The sequence below is a fragment of the Microbulbifer sp. MLAF003 genome (genome assembly GCF_030012965.1).
Lineage (GTDB): Bacteria > Pseudomonadota > Gammaproteobacteria > Pseudomonadales > Cellvibrionaceae > Microbulbifer > Microbulbifer variabilis.
On sequence record NZ_CP120232.1, the window covers coordinates 2972674 to 2994381 of the forward strand.

Genomic DNA, 21708 nt, shown 5'->3' on the forward strand with positions numbered 1-21708 from the left:
TCTACGCGGTCCTGTCCTTGACTGTCATTTCTACAGCATCAAATCCAACGGCTTTTAATTTGGTTGAAATACCTTCCACTAAATTCCAATGTAAATCGGAAGGGTCCTGCTCGCAGGCAATTCGAATTTGGATTTTATTATTCCCCGCCTCTAATGGATGCCGAGGGAGTGTGTCTTCAATAGCAATATATGGTTTTCCTTCACGTTGAAGGAATGCCTCTTCAGCGCGTACATCCTGTAACATCAAGACCTTCTCATCGAGAAACTCTTTAGGCATACGCCCACCTGCAGGCATTTGTATCCTAAGCAGGTACGTATCAATCCTGGCTTCAAAACTCTTAATACAACCGAGCAACTCGACGATCAAACGATAGTGCTCGGCAAAGTTCAGCATCATCGGGTTACTATTCACCGGAAGAATAGATATCGCTTCAAAATCCTCTTCCCTATGTAAAGGCAAAGTCCTGGCTGCACAGAGCTTAGGTAGATCTGGGTATGGATTACGAACCAGCGTAGCAGTAATTTCTATCAATTTACTCATACTGCCTCCGACAGATAAAAGGTGCTCTGCTGGTCAACACACACCTCTGCCGTACAGTAGTAGCCATTTAATGCAATAGAACAGGCCAGTATTTTTTTTGGCTGATGAAAATCACCATTGACACCGTGACAGATAATATTCAACCAGGGATCACTACCAAAACAGTGACCCCACCTGTCATGTAAATCGGGCAGTTGCTTGAAACCATTGAGCAATTTGGTAAAAATTTGACGAATATTTTCTGGGAAGAATGGCAATGATAATGTGAGGTCGTCCCTACCAGCTGCCATTTTTCGGATAATCGTTGCAAACTCGGGGGTTGTATTATAGGTAACAGCACAGCTTGCAGTGATATCATGTTTTTCAAATGATTCCACTTCCAACAGCAAAGTACAAAGACCAAATCCGCTATTTCCCCAGTTTTCATTACTCTGCCAAAAACTTAAGTCCAGTACATTGGCATCCAGAATACTGACCATGACATAACGGGCATCAGGGTTCTGTTTTAAATAATAACGAAGGCTATAGCCCCACGAGGCGCATTCATAAGTATTCACAAAGCTGGTCACAGGGACGTGCTGCTCTTTTCCCACAACATTCAAATCACTCTCCGCAATAGCGCCTGTTGTAAAGGGCAATTCGATCATTGTTGAGCAAAGAAAGTGGCGGCCGATCTCTTTCCTTATAACCGGGGAAATTGCTTCAAGTACACGAGTACTCTGCTCAAAGAGAATTTCACTGACGTGAGCAAAAGCACTACGGAGACTTCCGCTCGATGAAAAAGTAATACTTTCGATAGGAGTGAAAGCGGCAGACTTCAAATACAAACTCATACCCGGTGCCCTTTCGCCTTGCTATAGATCTCGAAAAAGCAGCGGTAGGAGCTTCCTTCCATTTTGGTAAATGCCAACAAGTCACGCTGGCGAGCCTTATTTTTTACCTTGCCAGAAGCCACTATATCGAGAAGCAGTTCATTACTGGCAAACTTTGTCGCTAATACCCTGTTTACACTGTGCATTGAAAAGATCGTTGCCGAAGTCTGCTCGTTGCACAGGTAAATGAGGTATTCAATATGTCCCTGATCTGTAACTGAGAGCTCTACCTCTCCCTGATCTTTTAACCACAGCACAAAGTGCATCAAGGACTTTACAAAACGGGGACGAACCAAAGTAAGGAAACGGTTAACACTACCCAACCCCCTTACTGAGTAACATATCTTTAGAGACTTGCACACTGCCTTGACAATTACCAAGCTGCAGCCTGCCATCCAGGAAAGGCTTTCCAACAGGTAGCTGTTTTAATTCAGCACAAAGATCAGGGGGCAACATCACCGTGATTGGAAATGGACGCGCAGCCTGTTTCGCTACAACCATGGCAAACCCAAGTTTCTGGGCTTCAATACCATGCATCTTATTAACATTGAGTACCAAGCCCTCGTCACTATCCTTAAGCTCAGTCTTCCAACTTTGCAGGCTGGGCCCGCCGGGATCCGTCATTAAGAAGTGGCCAAAAATCCCCTCCTCTACCCAATGGTTCACCTGCGCTAATTGCTCATCTGTGGCAGTCAGGCTCATCATAATGGAGCCAAAAAGCCCGATCATTTCATGGAAATGCCCCGAAAGCCCTTCATCCCGCACCCTATCAATAATCTGATCGATTACGTAGGTCTGCTCAAACTGCTCTAAAGGCTGCTTTACTGAGGGCTCCCTAAGCGGAGCCAAGTCAGTCAGCGGGTCTTCAATAATCATCGAGGCATCAAATAAGCGAATGCAGGCCCGCTCCAGCAGGCTCTGAAAGGTCGCAGGAACAGGCGAAATCGATGCGAGCTGGTCAGCGACAAAGCCGCCAGCAATGGATTGCAATTCCATGAACTACTCCATCAGGTAGGATTTTGCGGACGGCAGGCTTAGGAAAGGAGCGACGGTATAGCTCGCGTTATAAGCACCACAATGACTAAAAATAGCCAGGTCTCCAGGCTTTACCTCAAGCTCTTTAACCTCACCGATCACATCCTCTTTGTTACAGGATGTGCCGACCAAAAAGCAGCTACCGGCCTCTTCCTCAGGTTTAACTACAGTGCCTTCGCGTAAGACCAGGGGTTGCGAGAATCGCTTGAAAGCACTTTCCGTTTTGGCCAATAGAAAATTCTGGGCCATCCCCCGTTACAAACACCGTAACGGCGCCCTTCTATCGACTTCACATAGCGCACTTCAGTAACAAAGTAGCCAGCAGACTCCATAATGGCCCGCCCGCTTTCATGGATAATACTGATATGGGAAGGAAATTCTGAAAGAAGACTTCGATATTGGTTAAAATCAAAATTCTCATCCTCCCAGTTCGAATTGAAGCCACCTCCAAGGTTCACAAGCGAGAGCGGGTAGCCTAGAGAATCCTCAAATGTCTCTACAATTTTTAGTGCAGCTTGCGCAGTAGAGTTAGCAAGCTTGGCAAAACTATATGATCCGCGGAAAACATGGAAGCCAGCAACGTCCAGGCCATACTCCTTACAGATTTCAAGGGCTCGAATTGCATCTTCCCAACTCAAACCAAAATGATCTTTCCGGATTCCAACTGGAGGCTCTACAAACTGATCGAGTGTGCTTGGATTCAGGCGCAATATCAGGGGTTTGATCGGCCTCTTGCCCTGAAACTCTCTGATAATTTCCAACTGGAAAAGGTTATCTACTACCAGAGTACACTTACTGGCTATGGCGGCCCGAATAAAGCTTTTGTCCGCTGAAGGGTTATTGATGTAACGGGGACTCTCACCTCTCGGTAGAAGATTCAATTCCCCCACAGAGGCGATCTCGATACCGTCCTCAAAAATATGCCCACAGCGTACAATGAGATCGAGGCAACTGTTTGCCTTCAACGAGTAAATCAGGGATGTACCCAATTGTTCCTTTAGCTTGCGATAATTATTAGCAACATCTTCAATCGAGTATACGTAACAAGGCGTTGAAAATTGTTGTCTATTTTGGTCAAGCTGGGCAACAAGCTTTTCCAAGGAAGCGTTCATGGTATCCCCTAAAGAAATTCAATGTCATTCTTATAATGCGCTTATGTTTCAATCGTATTGATGACTAATAAGTCTCAGCGCTTTTTATTTTTGTATCATTGCAAATAGCCAGAATTAGAAACTCTAACTCAGGCCTGAAACTCTTGCTGCAGTAATTTTCTATCCACTTTACTATTGGCCGTCAACTGAATGCTCTCAGCAAATTTTATTTCCCGAGGTGTGTAATCAACATCCAGATTTTCTTTTAACCACACTTTAAACTGCTGCTGATTTTCCGGCGTATTTTCATGCAGTTCAACAACACAAACGGCAATTTCACTTTGAAATTTATCTTTTGAACCCATCACCACATTGAGGTGTACCTGCGGGCAAGCATCAATAAGGTTTTCCAGGTCTTTAGGGAAAAGGCAGAATCCTGCCTGCTTGATCAGGTCTTTGGAACGTCCCTTGAAATAATAAAACCCTTCATTATCCCTGCTGAACAAATCGCCTGTCGCAAGCCAGTTATCATCTCGATACAGGCCATGCACAATTGTCGCACCGCCCTGGGCATTCGGATCGTAATAAGCCTGCATTACCGCTGAGCCACGTACATACAACTCACCGACTTCGTTTTCTGCTACTTCGCGATAGCTATCTGCGTCACTGTCATATTGAAAAATTCGCGCATCCAGACCGGGAACCGGTTTCCCAACCGACCCCATTTTCTCCTCCCAAAGCTCAGGCTCCAGGTACATGGCCCTTTTACACTCAGTAAGTCCATACATTGAAAAAACGTTGAGTTGCGGGCAGTACTCTTTCCAGGCCCGAATCACATATTCAGATAAGTGACCGCCGGTATTGGTGATACTTTTCAGCAGTGAAAGATCCGGCTTCACCAGAGAAACCAGCTTTACTAATGCTGCCCCCATGGCAGGAACGATCGGTAATATCGTGATTTTATTCTCAGAAAGTGCCTTTAACGCATGAACTGGATTAAAGGGCTTATCATAGAGGACCGTCGTGCACTCTTTGTAGAGGGCAAATAGCACCTGGTATAGACCGTAGTCAAAAGATAGAGGTGAGAGACAGAGAATCCTGTCCTGCTCAGTTAAGCGCAGGTACTCTGTGATTGACTCCAGTGAGGTCAGCACATTCTGGTGGGTGAGCATTATTCCTTTGGGCCTGCCCGTGCTACCAGATGTATAAATAATCAGTGCCAAATCAACCCCGGTTACCTCTGGGGGCGCACAAAACTCGAAACGTCTCTGCTCTGAGCGATAAGTCTCTAGGGAAACAACATCACCATCTTTGAAAATTACCTTCGCATTACAGTCTGAAGCTACAGATTGCACCGCAGCTTCGCTCGCATCACCTTTAACTGGCACTACGGCCAGTCCAAGTCGCCAAGCGGCCAGCATAACGGCTACAGTAAAAATATCGCTGTGTGCCCTGACAACAATCCTATCCCCGTTGATGAGACCTAGACTCTCCTGTTTCAACAGGGCCAGGGCCTCCTCACAATGTGAGAGGGTCAATTTTTCGCCGGTCAGGCTTTCCAAGCTTCCATGCCAAGAGTTAGCGACAACCTTATCGAACAGGTCGGCAAGCGAGAACATTCTTAGTCCAATTAATTATTCTAAATTTTTTAACTACGGTTTCCCCAGTTGCTCTTCAAAAACTTTCGGGGTCACCTACATGGGACGATCATTTTATAAAGTTAGCTCTCCATAATGACAAGTACTATCTTGAAATCCTGTGATGAAGTTTTTATTCAGCTACTTGAAATTAAGAAAAGTCAAAAATTGTTAGACATTTTTTGTTTTGTCTATCCGCGACAAACAGACAAAACGAACTCCAAGAATAAAGTTCCCAACCATTAACATGAGCTGAAATTAAATCTTTTTCGTCCACAAAAAATGACAACAAATCTTCCAGTAAGAAAAAAATCCGAATATTCATGCAATTATTTCAATTAAAAAATGGCTGCCCACTCTACCTTTAGCAAGCCGATTAACTGCCCGCGATTGACAAAAAAAACATATACTAATGACATTTTCATTCAAAAAATTTTTCTTTCCTGAACAACCTTTAATTCATTTTTAATCAGGAAGTGATCAACCATTATAAAGACCACTTAACATATTCGCTCAAAGCTCTTGATGAAATTAATATTATGAGAGTGTTATTCCCAGGTTTTTACAACTTGTCCCTGCATGAATTTCTACGTAATACGCCATCTGTCAAAACATGTTATAAATTTGCGCCACTTCTGAAACTGACAAAGAGTCCATCAGTAGAAGCGACTAATATGTAGTTGCCAAATTCTCTTTTATACGCGCCAGTAAATGACACCTTTTTACTTCTAAAGGCTTCCCTGCGCGGAAAATAACTTACAGATGAAGCATTGGAAGCTATTGCCTTTCCTGTCATTAATCTACTCAAAGGCAACCTCACCAATGGAGGAACAGAATTTGAACCACCGGTCATGGCTGCCTCTCCAGCAAGTACGTCCTTGCATCCACGGTGGGTTTTTGATGGCCCTCTTTTTATTTACCTTTTACTTACCCGCTACTTTTGCTAGCACAGACGTCGGCCCGGAAACCATAGAGTCCATCAGCACCCCGGATAAAGTCGAGAGTAGTATCGGTTTATTAAAGTTTCGCGACGGCGCACCTTACCCTGAGACAGCTGAAAAGCTATATGACTATCTGGACCATATGCGCGCGGTAGATAGCTTCCTGAAAGGTATTCAGGGAGCATCAGTACATGCACTCATGAAAGGTGGGTATGAACTCGGCGCCAAGTCGGCCCATGAAGTGCTGATCTTTGATCGACTAATGAATTCCGAATCCCTGTTCCTTACCGGCAATACATCCACCATCTACACCCTGGCCTTCCTGGACCTGAAGAGAGATGGCCCTACAGTTCTACACGCACCACCGAATGTGATGGGCGCATTCAATGATGCCTGGTTTCGCTATGCGGAAGACATAGGTAACTCCGGCCCCGATAAGGGTCGGGGAGGAAAATATCTAGTCCTGCCACCCGACTATAAAGGCAACCTTCCCTTCGGTTACTTCCCTGTATATCCTCGCTCTTACCGGGTATGGGTCTTTATGCGCTCTCCCAGCAACCAGGACTTGGATGAAGCTGTACAGAGCGTTAAAGACAAACTGAGGATCTACCCCCTCTCCAAGAAGAATCACCCTCCGCGCATGGTGTTTATTAGCGCCTCTGGCAAGGCCTTCAACACCATCCACCCCAACAACTACAAGTTCTACAAGCACTTAAATGAGATCATCCAATACGAATGGATAGGAATGCTAAATCCGGAAACTCGCGGCTTGTTTGCCTCTATCGGCATTGAGAAAGGTAAGGCTTTTAGCCCTGATGAACGCATGATCAAGATACTGACCGATGCAGTTGGCATCGGTAATGGCATCGCCCGATCTATTGTCTGGTACCCACGCACAGACAAATCATTATCCGATGTCAAAATCTATCCGGGCACCGACAGCGCCTGGGTGATGGCCTTCCCGGGTAAAAATATTTTCTTCAATGGGCCCGATGGTAAAACGATTAACAGTGATGCCCGTGTTAGCTACTTCTACCCTTACACCGGTGTCAGCCCAGCGATGACAGCCATCGAGCCAGGTAAAGGTTCTGACTATGCCATTGCCTTTGTCGACGAAAACAAAGAGCCCTTTGATGGCGCCAGGAAATACAAACTGCACCTGCCACCCGATGTACCTGTCAATGCATTTTGGGCGGTTAACATTTATGACAGCCAAACCCGCTCCCAGCTAAAGACAAGCCAGGAGTTTCCCTCGGTAAGCAGCCAGAGCAAAGGTATCAAGAAAAACACTGATGGTTCTTACGATATTTTTTTCGGTCCCGTAGCGCCGAAAGGATTTGAAAACAACTGGCTGGAGACAGTGCCGGGTAAAGGCTTCTTTGTTATTTTGCGCCTATATGGCCCATTAGGCCCCTGGCTGGAAAAGACTTGGCGCCCCGGAGAGGTTGAGCTAACAGACTACTGATCTGCAGCAGCCAAACCTTTACGCTCTAAAGCTTGCGCACGAGTAAGGCGACGCCGATGGTTGCGTGGCGTATCGGAAAACCAACGCCTACAGGAGCGCTGGAAAGTACTCTGCTCGGCATATCCTAATAAACCCGTTATCTGCCCCAATGCAAGACTGGCATCTGAGAGATACTCTGCCGCCAGCTCCCTACGCACCAGATCCAGTAAGCTATCAAAACGCAGACTTTCATCTGCCAAGCGCCTTTGTAGAGTGCGGGGGTGCAAGCTCAGGTGATCAGCAACCACCGCCACCTGATATTTTCCCGTTGGCAACAACTGCCGTAATAGTTCCCGCACTCTGGTACCCAGAGACGCTGCTGATGAGGAAAATTGCTGCTCCAGATAGCAGGTAGCCAAACGCTTGGTCACGGGATCGGCAGAGGGCAATTGACTATCCAACTGGTCAGAGGGAAACTCCATAGCACAGTAGCCCGACTGGAATTCCACTAGACAGGAAAAGTACTCGTGATAACGTTGCCTGCTGGAGATCGGACTGTGCGGCAACAAAACCCGTTGTGGTGCAGCATCCGCCCCCATCAGCATACGTAACATTGCCAATGCATTACCCAATGTCTGCTCATGGATTTGGGTAAATCGTGACAAAGCTGGGTCAAGTAAGTTAAATACCAAGCGCTCACAATGCCCGTCGCCTACAGGCTCCAGACGCAATTGGGTTGCCGGGCTATGCAGAGGCATAAATCTACCTACCGCCTCCACCGCCTCCCTTGGCGTTGTAGAGTTGCAGGCAATCACAGCGATTCCCCCCAGCCTGTCTACTCCCTGATGAAAGGCAAGGCGCAGCGCAAAGTCCTCACACTGTAATCGCTGTGCGGAGACTTCCAACAAACTCGCAACATCGGCATGGGACAAGAGACGAGTGTCGGACACCACAATATCCTGCGGTATATTGAATTCAGTGAGATAGCTAGCGGTATTACCACCCAAAGCCTCCACTAATTCGCCATATCCCGTGAGCACACTGGCTCGTATTACGCTTCCCACTGCCCCTCCAAAACGCCTCTGGCGCCTCAAGATAATTTTTTGTCGCAATGTAGCAATAAATCAGCATTGGTTCTACGCAGTCTATAAACACCTACCAATCAGCCAGGTAATTGATTTTGGAGCCGCTTCATTTTGACGTACTAATTATCGGTGCTGGCCTCTCCGGTATTGGCGCAGCCTGCCACCTCAGTCGCGAGTGCCCTACAAAACGTTTTGCCATTCTGGACCGCCGCGAACAAGTCGGTGGAACCTGGGATTTATTTCGCTATCCAGGAATTCGCTCCGATTCAGATATGTTCAGTTTTGGTTTTGACTTTCACCCCTGGCCTGGCCTCAAAGTGCTGGCCGATGGCCCCTCTATCCAACAATACATCAGCGATACTGCCGAAAAATATTCCATTAAGGAGCATATTCATTTCGGCATTGAACTTTCCAAAGCCAATTGGGATAGCGAAAAAAATCTGGGTTATCGACGGAATTAACTTAAAAACCGGTGAACGGTGCAGCTATAGCTGTCGTTTCCTGATTTCCTGTACAGGGTACTATGATCATCATCAGGGATACCTGCCTGAGCTTCCTGGAGCAGAACATTTTCAGGGTGACTATATCCATCCGCAACATTGGCCGGAAAAACTGGACTACTGTAATAAAACGATCATTGTCATCGGCAGTGGAGCAACAGCGGTTACTCTAGTTCCCGCACTTGCGGAAAAAGCCAAGCATGTAACCATGCTGCAGCGCTCTCCCAGCTACATATTATCCGTACCAGCCTTTGACAAAGTATCATCCCTACTACTGAAATTCCTACCAAAGGCCTGGGTGTTTAGAATGGCTCGCTGGCGGAATATCAGAGTGCAACGCTGGCTATTTAAGGCTTCAAAACGCTGGCCAAAATTTGTGCATAAATTGCTCTTGCGTGGTATTCGCAAGAGATTACCAACTGGCTATGATATGCGCCATTTCACTCCAAGCTACAATCCCTGGGATCAGAGGCTCTGTGCGGTACCAAATGATGACTTGTTTAAGGTAATTAAATCCGGCAAGGTTTCCATGGAAACAGAGGAAATCGAAATGCTCACCGAAAATGGCATACAGCTTAAATCAGGCCGTCACCTCAACGCTGATATCATTGTCACTGCTACCGGCTTAAACCTACAAGTATTAGGTGGAGTGGAATTATACCTGGATGGTGATCTTGTAGAGGCCAGAAAAAAATTAACTTATAAAGCGGTTCTGATGGAGGGTGTACCCAATATGTCCTGGATCTTCGGCTATACTAACGCACCCTGGACTTTAAAAGCAGATATTGCCGCTCGCTATATTTGCCGACTCCTAGCCTACATGGATAAACATGAATATGATTTTTGTTGCGCAACCGACATGGAGAGCTGCGCTGAGGATGTTTCGGTAATGAGTGAGCTGGATTCCGGCTATGTTAAAAGAGGAAACAGCGCCCTTCCTCGTCAAGGTAAAAAATATCCTTGGCGCCTATTGAATAACTATGAAGAAGATATAAAGATTTTACTGAATAACCCGATTGAAGATGGCATTCTACGATTTTTAGCCAAGAAGACCCAAAAACCAAATAAAAATAGACCTCCAGAGGACCTACACTCAACAAAAAAAATCTAGAAAATAGTACATTCTAGACCTTTCAACACCAACCTCTATCAGTCTTCACTCAGATAAAAAGTACAACAAATTAGAAAGAGATTAGCCGGGAAAGTAGATTCATCTGCGCACCAAGTAAAACCCTGTGATGAGACCATACCGGATTTCAACTCCCCACAATACAGTAAAATTTAAACTCCTAAAAACTCTCCCATTTAAACACTAGTGCCCTAGCCTAAAAATCATAATTTAATCTTTCATAATCTTGTTATAGCCATAACTATCCCTCCCATAAACTTGAAAATTAGAAACTTCCGGCAAGTCGTACTCTATCAACCCCTCTGCGGTTGAATAGAAGTCCTTTCCGGAAGGAGCAACCCTTACATGATTAGCAGTACATCGCCCAACGAAGGAAAATCGATCCTCTTTACTGCTCATATTAGGATAAGAGGCGTGCATATTTAAAGAAGAAAAAATCAAACACTCCCCTGCCTTCATTTCCATATCTACCACATCAAATCGATCAAAGTAATCCTCACCAAGTAATTCAACCGCAGTCAAAAAAACAAACATTCCTTTATCAAAAACCTGCCCATAAAGTACTATTTTTAAAAGGACATAAAAATGTGAAAAAGCATGTGGAATCAGAGCCATGTAAAAAAGCTTATTATCCAACACATAACTATATAAGTAATCCATTCTTGCATCGACAAAAGATCCCGGCAACAGCCTCAAGCAGCCATTCTCCTGATTAGTATCAGTGAGTGCAACCCAGGCGTTTAATTGTATAATTGCAGGATCTGTCTCTTTAGTGGGCTGCAACTTAGCATATTTTCCAGTCTCCCTGAATGTAGCATTTTGATGCCAAATAGTACCCCGCCCACCTCTCAACTTATCAAAAAATTGTGAGCGCCAGCAGATAACCTCCTTACCTAATAAGCTAGCCATACGTTGAGAAATCTGAGGCTTTCGCATCAAATTGCGAAATGACTTCATTCGAAGTGCCTGATACAACCCAGCACTTTCAATACTCCACTGACCTTGTTTTTTCTCAATTTCCGGGATTAGCTTTCCAAGAAAGCTGAACCCGTCAAAATCATTTTTAAAACTGGACATCGCCTCCCCCTTAAGTTCTTCAGCCTCATCTGAAGAAATCACACGAAAAGGTGGGAGGTATCCATTTTTCTCAAAGAAACTCAGATCACTCTCATTTAGAAAGTACTCGCCTGGACCTTTCTCATTAGACTTATTCGAGATATTATCTCTGGAAATATTCAATTTTAAGTTCTTCAAATTATCCAAATCTACAAACAAGTCATTCTTCTTTTTCTTCTCCAGGGCATCACAAATATCTTATAAATCACCACAACCATCACTGCCAACCACACATAAATAGATTGCCTCCAACCAATCGAGTAGGATGCAGCAATATCATCCAAACTTCCAAAACCTTTTAGCATTTCTGATAAAGTGCTTTTACTCACATTACCTCCTCAATGCATTGCATCTCCCAACTTCATCTTCAGATCTTTATGAACTAATCCGGGTGTGAATTGTGATAGATGATGTCAAAGTCCGATGTACCGGGCAGCGATTAGCAATCTTCAGCAGGCGCTGCCTCTGTTCACCGGTCAGTTCCCCCTCCAGGGTAATATCCCGCACAATTTCATCAATTTTTTTCGAACTTTTTTCACAGTCCTTCCCGTCCTCTAGGTGGACCTTACGATGGGAGAGGATGACCTGTATTCGCTCCAACGGAATATTTTTCATATTTGCATACATACGCACGGTGATATTGGTACATGCTCCTAGCCCCATGAGTAAATATTCGTAAGGGCCTGGTCCACGATTTTGCCCGCCAAAATCCTCCGGCTCATCAGCAATTAACCGATGGGGACCCGAGTGCAGTATCTGCGTATATTTATCCGCACCAGCCTCTTCTACGGTAACAACAGTTGGCAATGGACCACTCATCAGAAGTCTCCTGAAGACATTTTTTCCATAGGCTCTGGGGTTACCAGGTTCCACCAGAAGTCAAATCGATCCATAAGGGAGAGAAGAGTTTTCAACTGGCCAACATCCCCAACTATTTTTATCGAACCATCCTCCATCTTCTCCTGAATTGTGGCGGTACCAAGGATAATATCATTCAAGTCTTCACGCTTTATTGTGACACTGGAATGAGGGTCATTAACTGGAGGGCCATAGTTCAACACTGCATTTTCCAGCACCAGTGAGTAGCGTTCTTTTATATCTGGAAGATTAATATTGATCGATATTTTTTTGCCTGTCGCTCTTGGCCCATTCAAGCGAATCCCCAGATAATCAAAAATCAGCTCGGTGGGCATACTACGAATAGTATCTGCGCTGGCAGTTAGCGGCACCGGTAGGCGCTCGATGCCATCCCGCAGCTCTTTAGCGCCGCTGAGGAAGAAGTTTCTCCAGGTTCCGTTTTCCTGTTGGTAACCCATTTGCTCCAGGGCATCGGCCAGTAAATCTCTTGCAGCACGGTTGTTCGGCTCGGCTGAGACCAGTCTATCCAGCACTTCCGCCACCCAGCGGTACTCGCCAGCATCATAATCTCTCTTGGCTTGCTTGATGATATTGGCCGCCCCTCCCATATATTGCACATACTTCTTGCCGGCAGCAGTGGGCGGCATTGGATAAAGACGCGCGGGGTTGCCGTCAAAAAAACCGAGGTAATAATTCCACACTGCGCGAGTATCGTGATTAACGCTACCGTAGTAACCTCGGTTGGCCCAATACTGAGACAACTCTGGGGGAAGCTCCATCATCTCAGCAGTCTGCACCATGTTATAGCCATGGTTGGCCAAGCGTAGGGTCTGGTCATTCAGGTATTTATAAAGATCTCGCTGTTTCTTTAGGTGATTAACAACATTTTCCTGCCCCCAGGTCGGCCAGTGATGCGGTGCAAACAATACTTCTGCCTTGTCTCCCCAGCGCTGAATGGTCTCATTTAAATAACGCGACCAATCCCTTGCATTGCGCACCTTGGCCCCGCGAAGCGTGTAAAGATTATGCAAGGTATGGGTAGCATTTTCGGCAGCGGTTACTGCCTTTAGCTCGGGAATATAGAAATGCATTTCAGCCGGTGCTTCAGAACCCGGTGCCATCAAAAATTCAAAAGTCAGACCATCAATGGTTCGAGTCTCTCCTGTTTTTGTAATAGTGTCGGTGGGTTCAATTAAAGTGACAGTACCCGTAGAGGTTTCCAGACCTAATCCAGCCCCCAACGTACCTTTAGGGTCTTTTGGGATCAAATTACCGTACATAAAACTGGCTCGGCGCGCCATATGGTTACCGGCAAAGACATTTTCACTGACCGCTTCAATTAGGAAGTCTTTTGGAGCAAAGATTTTAACTTTTCCAGACTTTACCTCTTCCTCATTTACCACCCCACGTACGCCACCGTAATGATCCACATGACTGTGGGTATAAATCACCGCGACCACTGGCTTGTTACCTCGATGCTGCCGGTACAATTTCAAGGCTGCTTTCGCAGTTTCTTCCGAGATCAGGGGATCCATTACGATCACCCCAGTCTCTCCCTCAATAAACGTAATATTTGAGAGATCGGCGCTACGCACCTGGTAGATTCGCGGAGTTACCTCATAAAGCCCACCCTCGGAGATCAACTGTAATTGTCGCCATAAACTTGGGTTGGCACTGTCTGGTGCAGATTTATCCCGTGCAAATTGAAAGGCTTCAAGATTCCAGACAGGCTGTCCTTTTTCGGTCTTAATTACGCCATTATCAGGTAATGGCGCGATAAAACCGCGTTTTACATTTTCAAAATCCTGCCGATTATCAAATGGTAACTCTTTTAAAACTGTCTGATTGGCCTTTTGGGTGACAGCACTCGCCGGATTAGGTGGATCGGCATAAGTGAAAACAGAAAACTGAAGAGATATAATAAATGCCAGGCGAGCTAAAAAAGTCGCGGAGATTCCCTGGTCAGCAAGCATCATTCTCACCCGCTATCGGATACTCTTAATGGCCGCAAGTACTGTTTAGCGGACAAGCTCTGAAAAATATTTTCCCGGAAAACAGGAAAAGAATTTCCCAGTAGAGAATAGGTAGGATCTGTCAGTAAGGATGGGATATTCGGTAACGAAGGGAAGATTGCTGACAATTTTAAGCATGGAGCCCACTGGCCGACTCCTCCATTTGGGTAGAGCCAGCCTCTGGGTCTTATATCACTAAATCAACGCACATCAAGCAGGTGACGCGCAATGATCAGGCGCTGGATCTCACTGGTGCCCTCATAAATGGTGGTGATACGCACATCGCGGCTCATGCGCTCCAATGGGTACTCGCGGGTATATCCGACCCCACCATGGATCTGCAGGGCTAAGTAACAAGCTTCATTGGCTTTTTCACTGGCAAACAGTTTGCCCATGGACGCCGCGGGGCCAAAAGCCATGCCCGCATCTTTCTGCCAAGCTGCCTGTAACAGCAACAGGCGCGCACCTTCGAGCTCAGTGTACTTATCTGCCAGCTGCCACTGTAATCCCTGGAACTGCGCCAGTTTTTTACCAAACTGCTCGCGCTCGTGCATATAAGCGCGGGCGCAATCCATCGCCTCCAACCCAATTCCCAGTGCCAGGGAACCGATACCAATACGACCACCAGCAAGTTCACCCGCGGCGATTCGGAAGCCGCGGTTTTCCTCACCCAGCATATTACTTGCGGGAATGCGGCAATTATCAAAGGAAACTTCATTGGTGACAGAAGCTTTCTGCCCCATCTTCTCTTCAGCCTTGCCGATAATCAGCCCCGGTGTGCCCGCTTCAACCAGGAAGCAGGAAATCCCTTTACCTTTCGCGGCATCAGGGTCGGTAACCGCCCACACAACAAAAATGCCAGCAAATTCAGCACTACTGATAAATAATTTGCTGCCATTCAGCACATACTCATCGCCGTCTTTTACTGCACGGGTACGCATAGCTGCAGCATCAGAACCTGAGCCGGGCTCAGTCAGGCAGAAAGAACCCGCAGCGTATTCCCCGCTACAGATTTTTGGCAGGTACTTCTGGCGCTGGTCCTCATTGCCTACAGCCTGGATAACTTCAGCCACCATATTGGTAACCGAGGTGGTAGTTGCAGTGGATGCACAGCCTCGTGCCAGTTCGGTAATCGCCAAACTAAAAGCCACCGTGCCTGCACCTGTACCACCGTAATTGGGATCGATATTGATACCCATAAAACCCAGTTCGGCCAATTCCTTGAGCTTCTCCAGTATCAGAGGGCGGTTACCTGTATTGTCGAGTTCCGCAGCTATAGGCTTCAATTCGCTCTCGGCAAACTGACGTGCTGCGTCCTGGATCATCTGCTGCTCTTCGCTCAGTGAGAAATCCATACATTACCTACTTTATCGTTATCGCATTCTGATTCGGCGGCGGGGACACCGCTCACAAGTTATGTCGAGGATAATAAAATACCGACCGACAATGGTTGCCAATTCGCCCTATTCCACCATGAATTCCGCAATCAATAGCAAAGGTAGCGGTGGGGAAAAGCAATTGGGTTTTACCTCAACACGGAGCACATGCCGGGTACGGAGTTTTTTGGCGAGTCATTTTCCCGAGCTCTGGCAACCTTACCTGATGATTATCTGCCCGATGGCCGACTCCCCATAGGTTCCAGATAGGTTCCAGACCACCACGCGCCTAAAGCGCGCTTCCGGCTCAGCGCCGGGCTGATTTGGTCTTGGGCTCAGGGTCCGGCACCGCTACGGCAGTATCGGTTTTCACCTCCTCCATCACCACATAGGTATGGGTTTCGCGTACTCCCGGCACTGAAGCCAGCTTCTCTCCGAGAAAACGGCGGTATCCAAGCATATCCTTAATGCGAATCTTTACGAGGTAATCAAAACCACCGGCCACCATATGGCACTCCTGCACTTCCTCCAAGCCAGCCACATGCTGGTTAAAGGCTTCCAGTGCCTCAGTGGCTGTATTAGCCAGAGTCACCTGGATGTAAACAACCAGGCCGGCATGAACCTTGAGCGGGTCCAGCAACGCTACATAGTCGCGGATAAATCCCTCTCGCTCGAGGCGCTTGACCCTCTCCAGGCAGGGAGTGGGACTGAGATTAACCCGGCGTGCCAACTCTACGTTTGGCAGTCGTCCATGGCGTTGCAGGATACGCAGTATTTGGCGATCGATACGATCAAGATCTTCCAACTGTCGAGACATTACAAAATACCCTACTGGCAATCACGCAATTAGGCGTGATATTTAACCACAACTGGCGCCAAAATGGCGATTAATTCTAAGCACTTTCGCACATAATCCGGTTTTTTATTCTGACCCTAGATATAGAGCTTGGGAGACGATATGTCGACAAACTTCGCCGGAGACCTACACAGTGCCCGAGAACAGGCACGCGAGTATTTGCATGCCGACGAAAACCAATGTGTAAGTGAGCTCCTGGCCGCACCGCGTCCCAGTGAAGCCCTGCGCAAGAAAATTCTGAATACCTCGCGCGAGCTGGTACGGCACTCACGCCAGCAGCGCAGTAAGCGTGGCACCCTGGACGCCTTCCTGCAGCAGTTCGGCTTGTCGAACAAAGAAGGGGTGGCCCTCATGTGCCTGGCGGAGTCTCTACTTCGGGTTCCCGATGCTGATACTGCCGATAAACTGATCGCTGAGAAAGTGCATTCCGGCAACTGGTCCAGCCATCGTGGCCAGTCAGATTCACTATTTGTGAATGCCTCTACCTGGGGGCTAATGCTTACCGGCAGCGTGGTTGAGCTGGACCCCGATATCACCGAGCGCCCTTCCCATTGGATGAAACGCCTGATCAGCCGTATCGGCGAACCCATGGTGCGCACCTCCATGATGCAGGCCATGAAGATCATGGGGGGACAGTACGTACTTGGTCGTACTATCGACGAGGCACTTAAGCGCGGCCCCAAGGAAAACCTGCCCGGCACCCGCTTTTCCTTCGATATGCTCGGAGAGGGTGCGCGCACCATGGCCGATGCCCAGCGCTATTACGATGCATACATGATGGCTATCGAAGCCATCGGTAACGACAACACCAAACGTGACGTTGTCGAAGCTAACGGGATCTCTATCAAACTGTCTGCCCTTCATCCTCGCTATAGCGTACTGCAACGCGATCGTGTCATGGATGAACTGCTGCCCCAGGTAAAGTGCCTGTGCGTTGCTGCCGCCAAATATGATATGGGTTTAAATATCGACGCCGAGGAAGCGGAACGCCTGGATATCTCCCTGGATATTTTCGACGCACTTGCCCGCGACCCTGAACTGAAGGACTGGCAGGGCCTCGGCTTTGTTTTGCAGGCTTACCAAAAACGGGCTCCCCATGTTGCAGACTGGCTGATCGCCCTTGGTCGAGACACCGGCCGCAAATTAATGGTTCGCTTGGTGAAAGGCGCTTACTGGGATAGCGAAATCAAGCACGCCCAGCAGATGGGCCTGACCGATTACCCGGTATATACCCGCAAGTGTCACACTGACCTTTCTTACCAAGTGTGTGCCAAGAGGCTGCTGGATGCCGGTGATGCTATCTATCCCCAGTTTGCTACTCACAACGCTTACACCGTAGGCCTGATCCTGGAGATGGCTGGTGAACGCACTGACTATGAATTCCAGCGCCTGCATGGCATGGGCCACCTGCTCTACGCGCAAATTGAAGCTGTACACGGCAAACGCGTACCAGTGAGAGTTTATGCTCCGGTAGGCGCCCACCGCGACTTGCTTCCCTACCTGGTTCGCCGACTCCTCGAGAACGGCGCAAACAGCTCATTTGTAAACCGCTTTATGGATGAGGAGACCCCAATTGAGGCATTGGTACAGGACACTCTCGACCTCAGTGAGGCCTGTAACCCATACCGCCACCCACAAATTCCTGTTCCGGAGAATATTTATATGGGCGCAGAAGCCCTGCCACGAAAAAATTCACACGGCATCGAGCTGACCGATCCCAATTCTGTAGAGCCGCTGTTGGAAGAGTTGGACAAACAGCGCGGCAAGCATTTCCTCGGGGGCCCAATCATCAACGGTGTTATGGGTAAAGCCGAAGAGCCAGTTTACAATCCGGCTTCCGGCGAGGTCATTGGCCACACCGCTAATACCGACAAGCACCTGATTGAGCAAGCCTACGCCTCTGCGACTGAAGCACAGATCGGCTGGGATCGTATGGGCGGCAATGAGCGCGCCGCGATTCTCGATCGCATCGCCGATTTCTATGAGAAAAAGACGAATGAACTTGCCGCAATTATTTGCCTGGAAGCAGGCCGCACTCTCAATGATGGTATCAGCGAAGTACGTGAAGCAGTCGATTTCTGCCGCTACTATGCCAATGCAGCGCGCCAGCATTTCAGTGAACCAACGGAGCTGCCCGGCCCCACTGGTGAAAAAAACCAACTATACCTAGGCGGCCGTGGCGTATTCGTCGCTATCAGCCCCTGGAATTTCCCCTTGGCTATTTTTACCGGCCAAGTGGTTGCCGCACTGGCGGCTGGCAATGCAGTACTGGCCAAGCCCGCTGAACAGACGCCAATAATCGCCGCCCACGCCGTTCGCCTGATGCTCGATGCTGGCGTACCAGCAAAAGTACTACACCTGATTACCGGCACCGGTGCAGCCGTAGGTAAGTTATTGATCGAAGACCCCCGCTTGGGCGGCGTAGCCTTTACCGGTTCCACCGAGACCGCTCGCCTGATCAACCAACAACTGGCAGCGAAAGAGGGCCCGATCGTTCCATTGATTGCCGAAACTGGTGGGCAGAATGTAATGATTGTGGATTCCACTGCCCTGCCCGAGCAGGTAGTAGATGACGTAATTCAATCCGCCTTCCTAAGTGCCGGCCAGCGCTGCTCCGCCCTGCGCATTCTGTGTGTACAGGACGTAATCGCCGATAACTTGCTCAATATGCTCAAAGGCGCCTGTGAAGAACTCTCCCTTGGCGATCCCGGCAAGCTGGATACCGACATCGGCCCAGTAATCGACGACAAAGCACTGGGCATGTTGGAAGCCCATCGGGAGCGTATGAGCACAGAGTCCAAAACACTGTTTGCCTTCGATGAAGATAAAAAGCCCGGTACAGGCACTTTCTTCGGCCCTCAAGTTGTAGAAATTGAAGACTTCTCTGTACTAAAGCGCGAAGTCTTCGGCCCCTTCCTGCACGTGGTACGCTTTAAAGCGGAAGAACTTGAAGACATGATCCGCCGCATTAACGCCACCGGCTACGGCCTTACCTTCGGCCTGCACTCCCGCATCGAGGGCCGAGCAGACGCGGTATTCAAACGGGTTAATGTAGGGAATTGCTACGTAAACCGGGATATGGTCGGTGCAGTAGTCGGCGTGAACCCATTCGGCGGCCAAGGCCTCTCCGGCACCGGTTTCAAAGCCGGCGGCCCCCACTATTTATTCCGTTTTGCTACCGAGAAAACCAAAACCATCAATACCGTTGCCACTGGTGGCAATACACAGCTGTTTACTTTGGGACAGTAATCTTCAAAAATGAGAGAGCGGGCTTAGCCCGCTTTTTCTACACCATATAAGTAATTACTTTTAAATCTTTTTTGCTCCCGGCTGTCTCACCCTATTCCGCCAAACCAGTAAAATTTAATTTTTTAATCTTAGCAGTTAAAAACGTTTAGGTTTCTGCACCCCTGCTTAATATAATAAAGACTTTCAGCAATGCCATATTTCCACTGAAATAATCGACTTCTAATTGACCATCAATACACCACTAATAAGTTCACAGGCAGGATACAATAAGATATTTAGAGTCCCACCCATGAAACCAATACTGTATTTTTCAACATTAAAAATAACAAAATTTCTTAATTTTTAATTTTTTAATCGGGCTGCATCGTTAAAAAATTGATTCAGAAAATCAGATATCTTTTTTCACTCTTCATAAGTCCTGGACAAAAACACAAAGCTCACTAAACCCAACTACCAGTAAAAGATCCATTAGAAAAGACTACTGGCCTTCTGGCTTAATGAATAGAGTAGCAGACACATTCCGTACGATCGTACAAAAAATCTGCCAATCGATTTTTGTATTCAAGTACCAACTTACGCCATGCTCAATGAAGGTTAGTTTATGTAAACCAATTTATCTAAGGCAAAGAAATATAGAAAATCAGCTGTACCATTGGGATGTGCCTGCGAGTAATAGGTTTATCAGGGAAGTATGGTAATGTAGAAGCTGATTATCGGGCCTTGGCTATTCCCATGAGAAACCACGTTAGCCTTTAAACCGTCTTAAGGCTAAGACATATAGGAGTCAAATTATGGTACTACTCCTATGCTGCTCATCATAACTGGCCTTCCAGAACATCATATATAACTGAGTGCCGACTTCCACTTTAAATTCTCCACCTGACAAAGGGACTAATCATGGGTGCAGACGTTTTCACTAATACCAAAATAGAAGAGATGATTGAATTTTGCTCCAAAGGCTATGACGCCTGGACCAAAATTATTAATAAGGATGTCGCCAATAACTATAAATCTGGTCGAGAGCGATCTGCGGATGGACAAGTTTATTGGAACGACCTTAACAGTGAAGCGAGCTGCATCCTGGCCATCCACTCCTTTCTCAGGGAATACCTGACTTCGAGAGTACCTGCCAGCCAAATTGCACAACTTGATAACTTACGAGACCGCTTTAGGATCGCTGCAGTGGATTATCAGCGGTTATGTTCTACGGCGTTCCTCACGAAAGAAATAGATAAAGAAATCGATAAAAACAATGCTCTTAAAAAAGATAGGCGTATTAATTTTGCAATTTCAGCCTCTTCGTTAGCGTCATCCGTCAATGATATTTCATCAAAGATCAATGGAGTTGTGGCAACAATTATCGCACTTAAAGGCTTGAGAATTAACCTGGCCTCACAGAACACATCCTGGAGGGAATACTATAAAATGATCCGGCGAGATTTTTTGGCGATCGCCTCTAACGTGGTGGGTCTTTTTGCACCAACAGCCGTGGGAAACACGATTATTATTGCCTGGATGTATAGTGATACACGTGATTATATGAAGTTTCAAAAAACTGGTCAGCAACTGACTGAAAACAAACAAGATCTATTAAAAGCAGCAGATAAGTTTAGTGGCGACACATCAATTTGCGACTTCTATACCTACGTACTAGTGACAGCACTTGCAGAGCATTATGGCTTCTCACCAAACAACGGAATCAACTATAATCTTCAGCATGAGCATTTAGCTATGACCAAGGGAGTTCTGGCTAGAAATACCCTATAGCAACAGTTGTACAACCATAAAGCTGATTAATTCTGGCACAGGAAAGACAATACTTAAATATTAGCACTGGCCGATGTATAGATCGGCCAGTGCTTTATTGTTACTATCTGCGCACTTGAAAGAGCAACTACTGGTGGCCTTAATCAATACTTACTGATAGCATATACATTAAAGATCCTACCTTTTAATACCCTATTCA

General features: G+C 47.0%; 20 protein-coding genes. 5 read left to right on the forward strand and 15 right to left on the reverse strand.

All coding sequences use genetic code 11. From position 1 onward, the window contains the following. Position 1: 1 nt before the first annotated feature. The 8 genes from P3339_RS14155 to P3339_RS14190 all read right to left on the reverse strand — a co-directional run bounded on the left by P3339_RS14155 (position 2) and on the right by P3339_RS14190 (position 6029). Complete coding sequence (locus tag P3339_RS14155; RefSeq protein ID WP_282950918.1) at positions 2-541, reverse strand: hypothetical protein; 540 nt, start codon at positions 539-541, stop codon at positions 2-4. Next, positions 538-1362: a hypothetical protein gene (locus P3339_RS14160; protein ID WP_282950919.1), complete on the reverse strand. Its 825-nt coding sequence runs from the start codon at positions 1360-1362 to the stop codon at positions 538-540. The genes P3339_RS14155 and P3339_RS14160 overlap by 4 nt, the downstream gene beginning before the upstream one ends. Before the next feature lie 8 nt (positions 1363-1370). After that, positions 1371-1736, reverse strand: a complete 366-nt coding sequence (locus P3339_RS14165) for a hypothetical protein (RefSeq protein ID WP_282950920.1) — start codon at positions 1734-1736, stop codon at positions 1371-1373. Next, positions 1729-2409 carry a hypothetical protein gene (locus P3339_RS14170; RefSeq protein ID WP_282950921.1) on the reverse strand — a complete coding sequence of 227 codons (681 nt, stop codon included), beginning with the start codon at positions 2407-2409 and terminating at the stop codon, positions 1729-1731. Before P3339_RS14170 ends, P3339_RS14165 begins: the two co-directional genes overlap by 8 nt. Positions 2410-2412: 3 nt before the next feature. Then, the gene (locus P3339_RS14175; RefSeq protein ID WP_282950922.1) at positions 2413-2580 is read right to left on the reverse strand and encodes a hypothetical protein; all 168 of its coding nucleotides are present in this window, start codon (positions 2578-2580) and stop codon (positions 2413-2415) included. A 32-nt stretch (positions 2581-2612) separates the two neighbouring features. Continuing rightward, entirely contained in the window at positions 2613-3560 is a 948-nt protein-coding gene (locus P3339_RS14180) for a type III PLP-dependent enzyme domain-containing protein (protein ID WP_282950923.1), read from the reverse strand. Positions 3561-3688: 128 nt separating this feature from the next. Beyond that, positions 3689-5158, reverse strand: a complete 1470-nt coding sequence (locus P3339_RS14185; RefSeq protein ID WP_282950924.1) for a class I adenylate-forming enzyme family protein — start codon at positions 5156-5158, stop codon at positions 3689-3691. A gap of 634 nt (positions 5159-5792) precedes the next feature. Next, the gene (locus P3339_RS14190; RefSeq protein ID WP_282950925.1) at positions 5793-6029 is read right to left on the reverse strand and encodes a hypothetical protein; all 237 of its coding nucleotides are present in this window, start codon (positions 6027-6029) and stop codon (positions 5793-5795) included. 47 nt (positions 6030-6076) lie between these two features. Here P3339_RS14190 and P3339_RS14195 point away from each other — a divergent pair, with 47 nt between their 5' ends. Further along, positions 6077-7582 carry a DUF1254 domain-containing protein gene (locus tag P3339_RS14195; protein WP_020415012.1) on the forward strand — a complete coding sequence of 502 codons (1506 nt, stop codon included), beginning with the start codon at positions 6077-6079 and terminating at the stop codon, positions 7580-7582. Here the strand turns inward: P3339_RS14195 and P3339_RS14200 are convergent. Then, entirely contained in the window at positions 7576-8625 is a 1050-nt protein-coding gene (locus P3339_RS14200) for an AraC family transcriptional regulator ligand-binding domain-containing protein (protein ID WP_282950926.1), read from the reverse strand. The genes P3339_RS14195 and P3339_RS14200 overlap by 7 nt on opposite strands. A gap of 116 nt (positions 8626-8741) precedes the next feature. On the opposite strand from P3339_RS14200, the gene P3339_RS14205 reads away from it, so the two are divergent. Both P3339_RS14205 and P3339_RS14210 read left to right on the forward strand, forming a co-directional pair. Continuing rightward, positions 8742-9107, forward strand: a complete 366-nt coding sequence (locus P3339_RS14205) for an NAD(P)-binding protein (RefSeq protein WP_282950927.1) — start codon at positions 8742-8744, stop codon at positions 9105-9107. Further along, positions 9049-10257, forward strand: a complete 1209-nt coding sequence (locus tag P3339_RS14210) for a flavin-containing monooxygenase (protein ID WP_282950928.1) — start codon at positions 9049-9051, stop codon at positions 10255-10257. Before P3339_RS14205 ends, P3339_RS14210 begins: the two co-directional genes overlap by 59 nt. 228 nt (positions 10258-10485) lie before the next feature. On the opposite strand, the gene P3339_RS14215 is transcribed toward P3339_RS14210, so the two are convergent. From P3339_RS14215 to P3339_RS14240, 6 genes are all read right to left on the reverse strand, one after another. Further along, positions 10486-11550: a phytanoyl-CoA dioxygenase family protein gene (locus P3339_RS14215; RefSeq protein WP_282950929.1), complete on the reverse strand. Its 1065-nt coding sequence runs from the start codon at positions 11548-11550 to the stop codon at positions 10486-10488. Further along, a complete protein-coding gene (locus P3339_RS14220) occupies positions 11541-11720 on the reverse strand; it encodes a hypothetical protein (protein WP_282950930.1) in 180 nt (59 codons plus the stop codon). The genes P3339_RS14215 and P3339_RS14220 overlap by 10 nt, the downstream gene beginning before the upstream one ends. Positions 11721-11766: 46 nt before the next feature. Next, entirely contained in the window at positions 11767-12210 is a 444-nt protein-coding gene (locus P3339_RS14225) for an OsmC family protein (protein WP_282950931.1), read from the reverse strand. Next, positions 12210-14225: an alkyl/aryl-sulfatase gene (locus P3339_RS14230; RefSeq protein WP_282950932.1), complete on the reverse strand. Its 2016-nt coding sequence runs from the start codon at positions 14223-14225 to the stop codon at positions 12210-12212. The genes P3339_RS14225 and P3339_RS14230 overlap by 1 nt, the downstream gene beginning before the upstream one ends. Before the next feature lie 236 nt (positions 14226-14461). After that, a complete protein-coding gene (locus P3339_RS14235; protein WP_020415007.1) occupies positions 14462-15616 on the reverse strand; it encodes an acyl-CoA dehydrogenase family protein in 1155 nt (384 codons plus the stop codon). A gap of 328 nt (positions 15617-15944) precedes the next feature. Continuing rightward, on the reverse strand, positions 15945-16454 hold the full coding sequence (locus P3339_RS14240; protein ID WP_020415006.1) for an Lrp/AsnC ligand binding domain-containing protein: 510 nt from the start codon (positions 16452-16454) through the stop codon (positions 15945-15947). A 141-nt stretch (positions 16455-16595) separates the two neighbouring features. Here P3339_RS14240 and putA point away from each other — a divergent pair, with 141 nt between their 5' ends. Together putA and P3339_RS14250 are read left to right on the forward strand one after the other, a co-directional pair. Then, complete coding sequence (gene putA, locus P3339_RS14245; RefSeq protein WP_282950933.1) at positions 16596-19742, forward strand: bifunctional proline dehydrogenase/L-glutamate gamma-semialdehyde dehydrogenase PutA; 3147 nt, start codon at positions 16596-16598, stop codon at positions 19740-19742. Positions 19743-20639: 897 nt separating this feature from the next. Further along, a complete protein-coding gene (locus tag P3339_RS14250) occupies positions 20640-21509 on the forward strand; it encodes a hypothetical protein (protein WP_282950934.1) in 870 nt (289 codons plus the stop codon). Positions 21510-21708 lie beyond the last annotated feature (199 nt).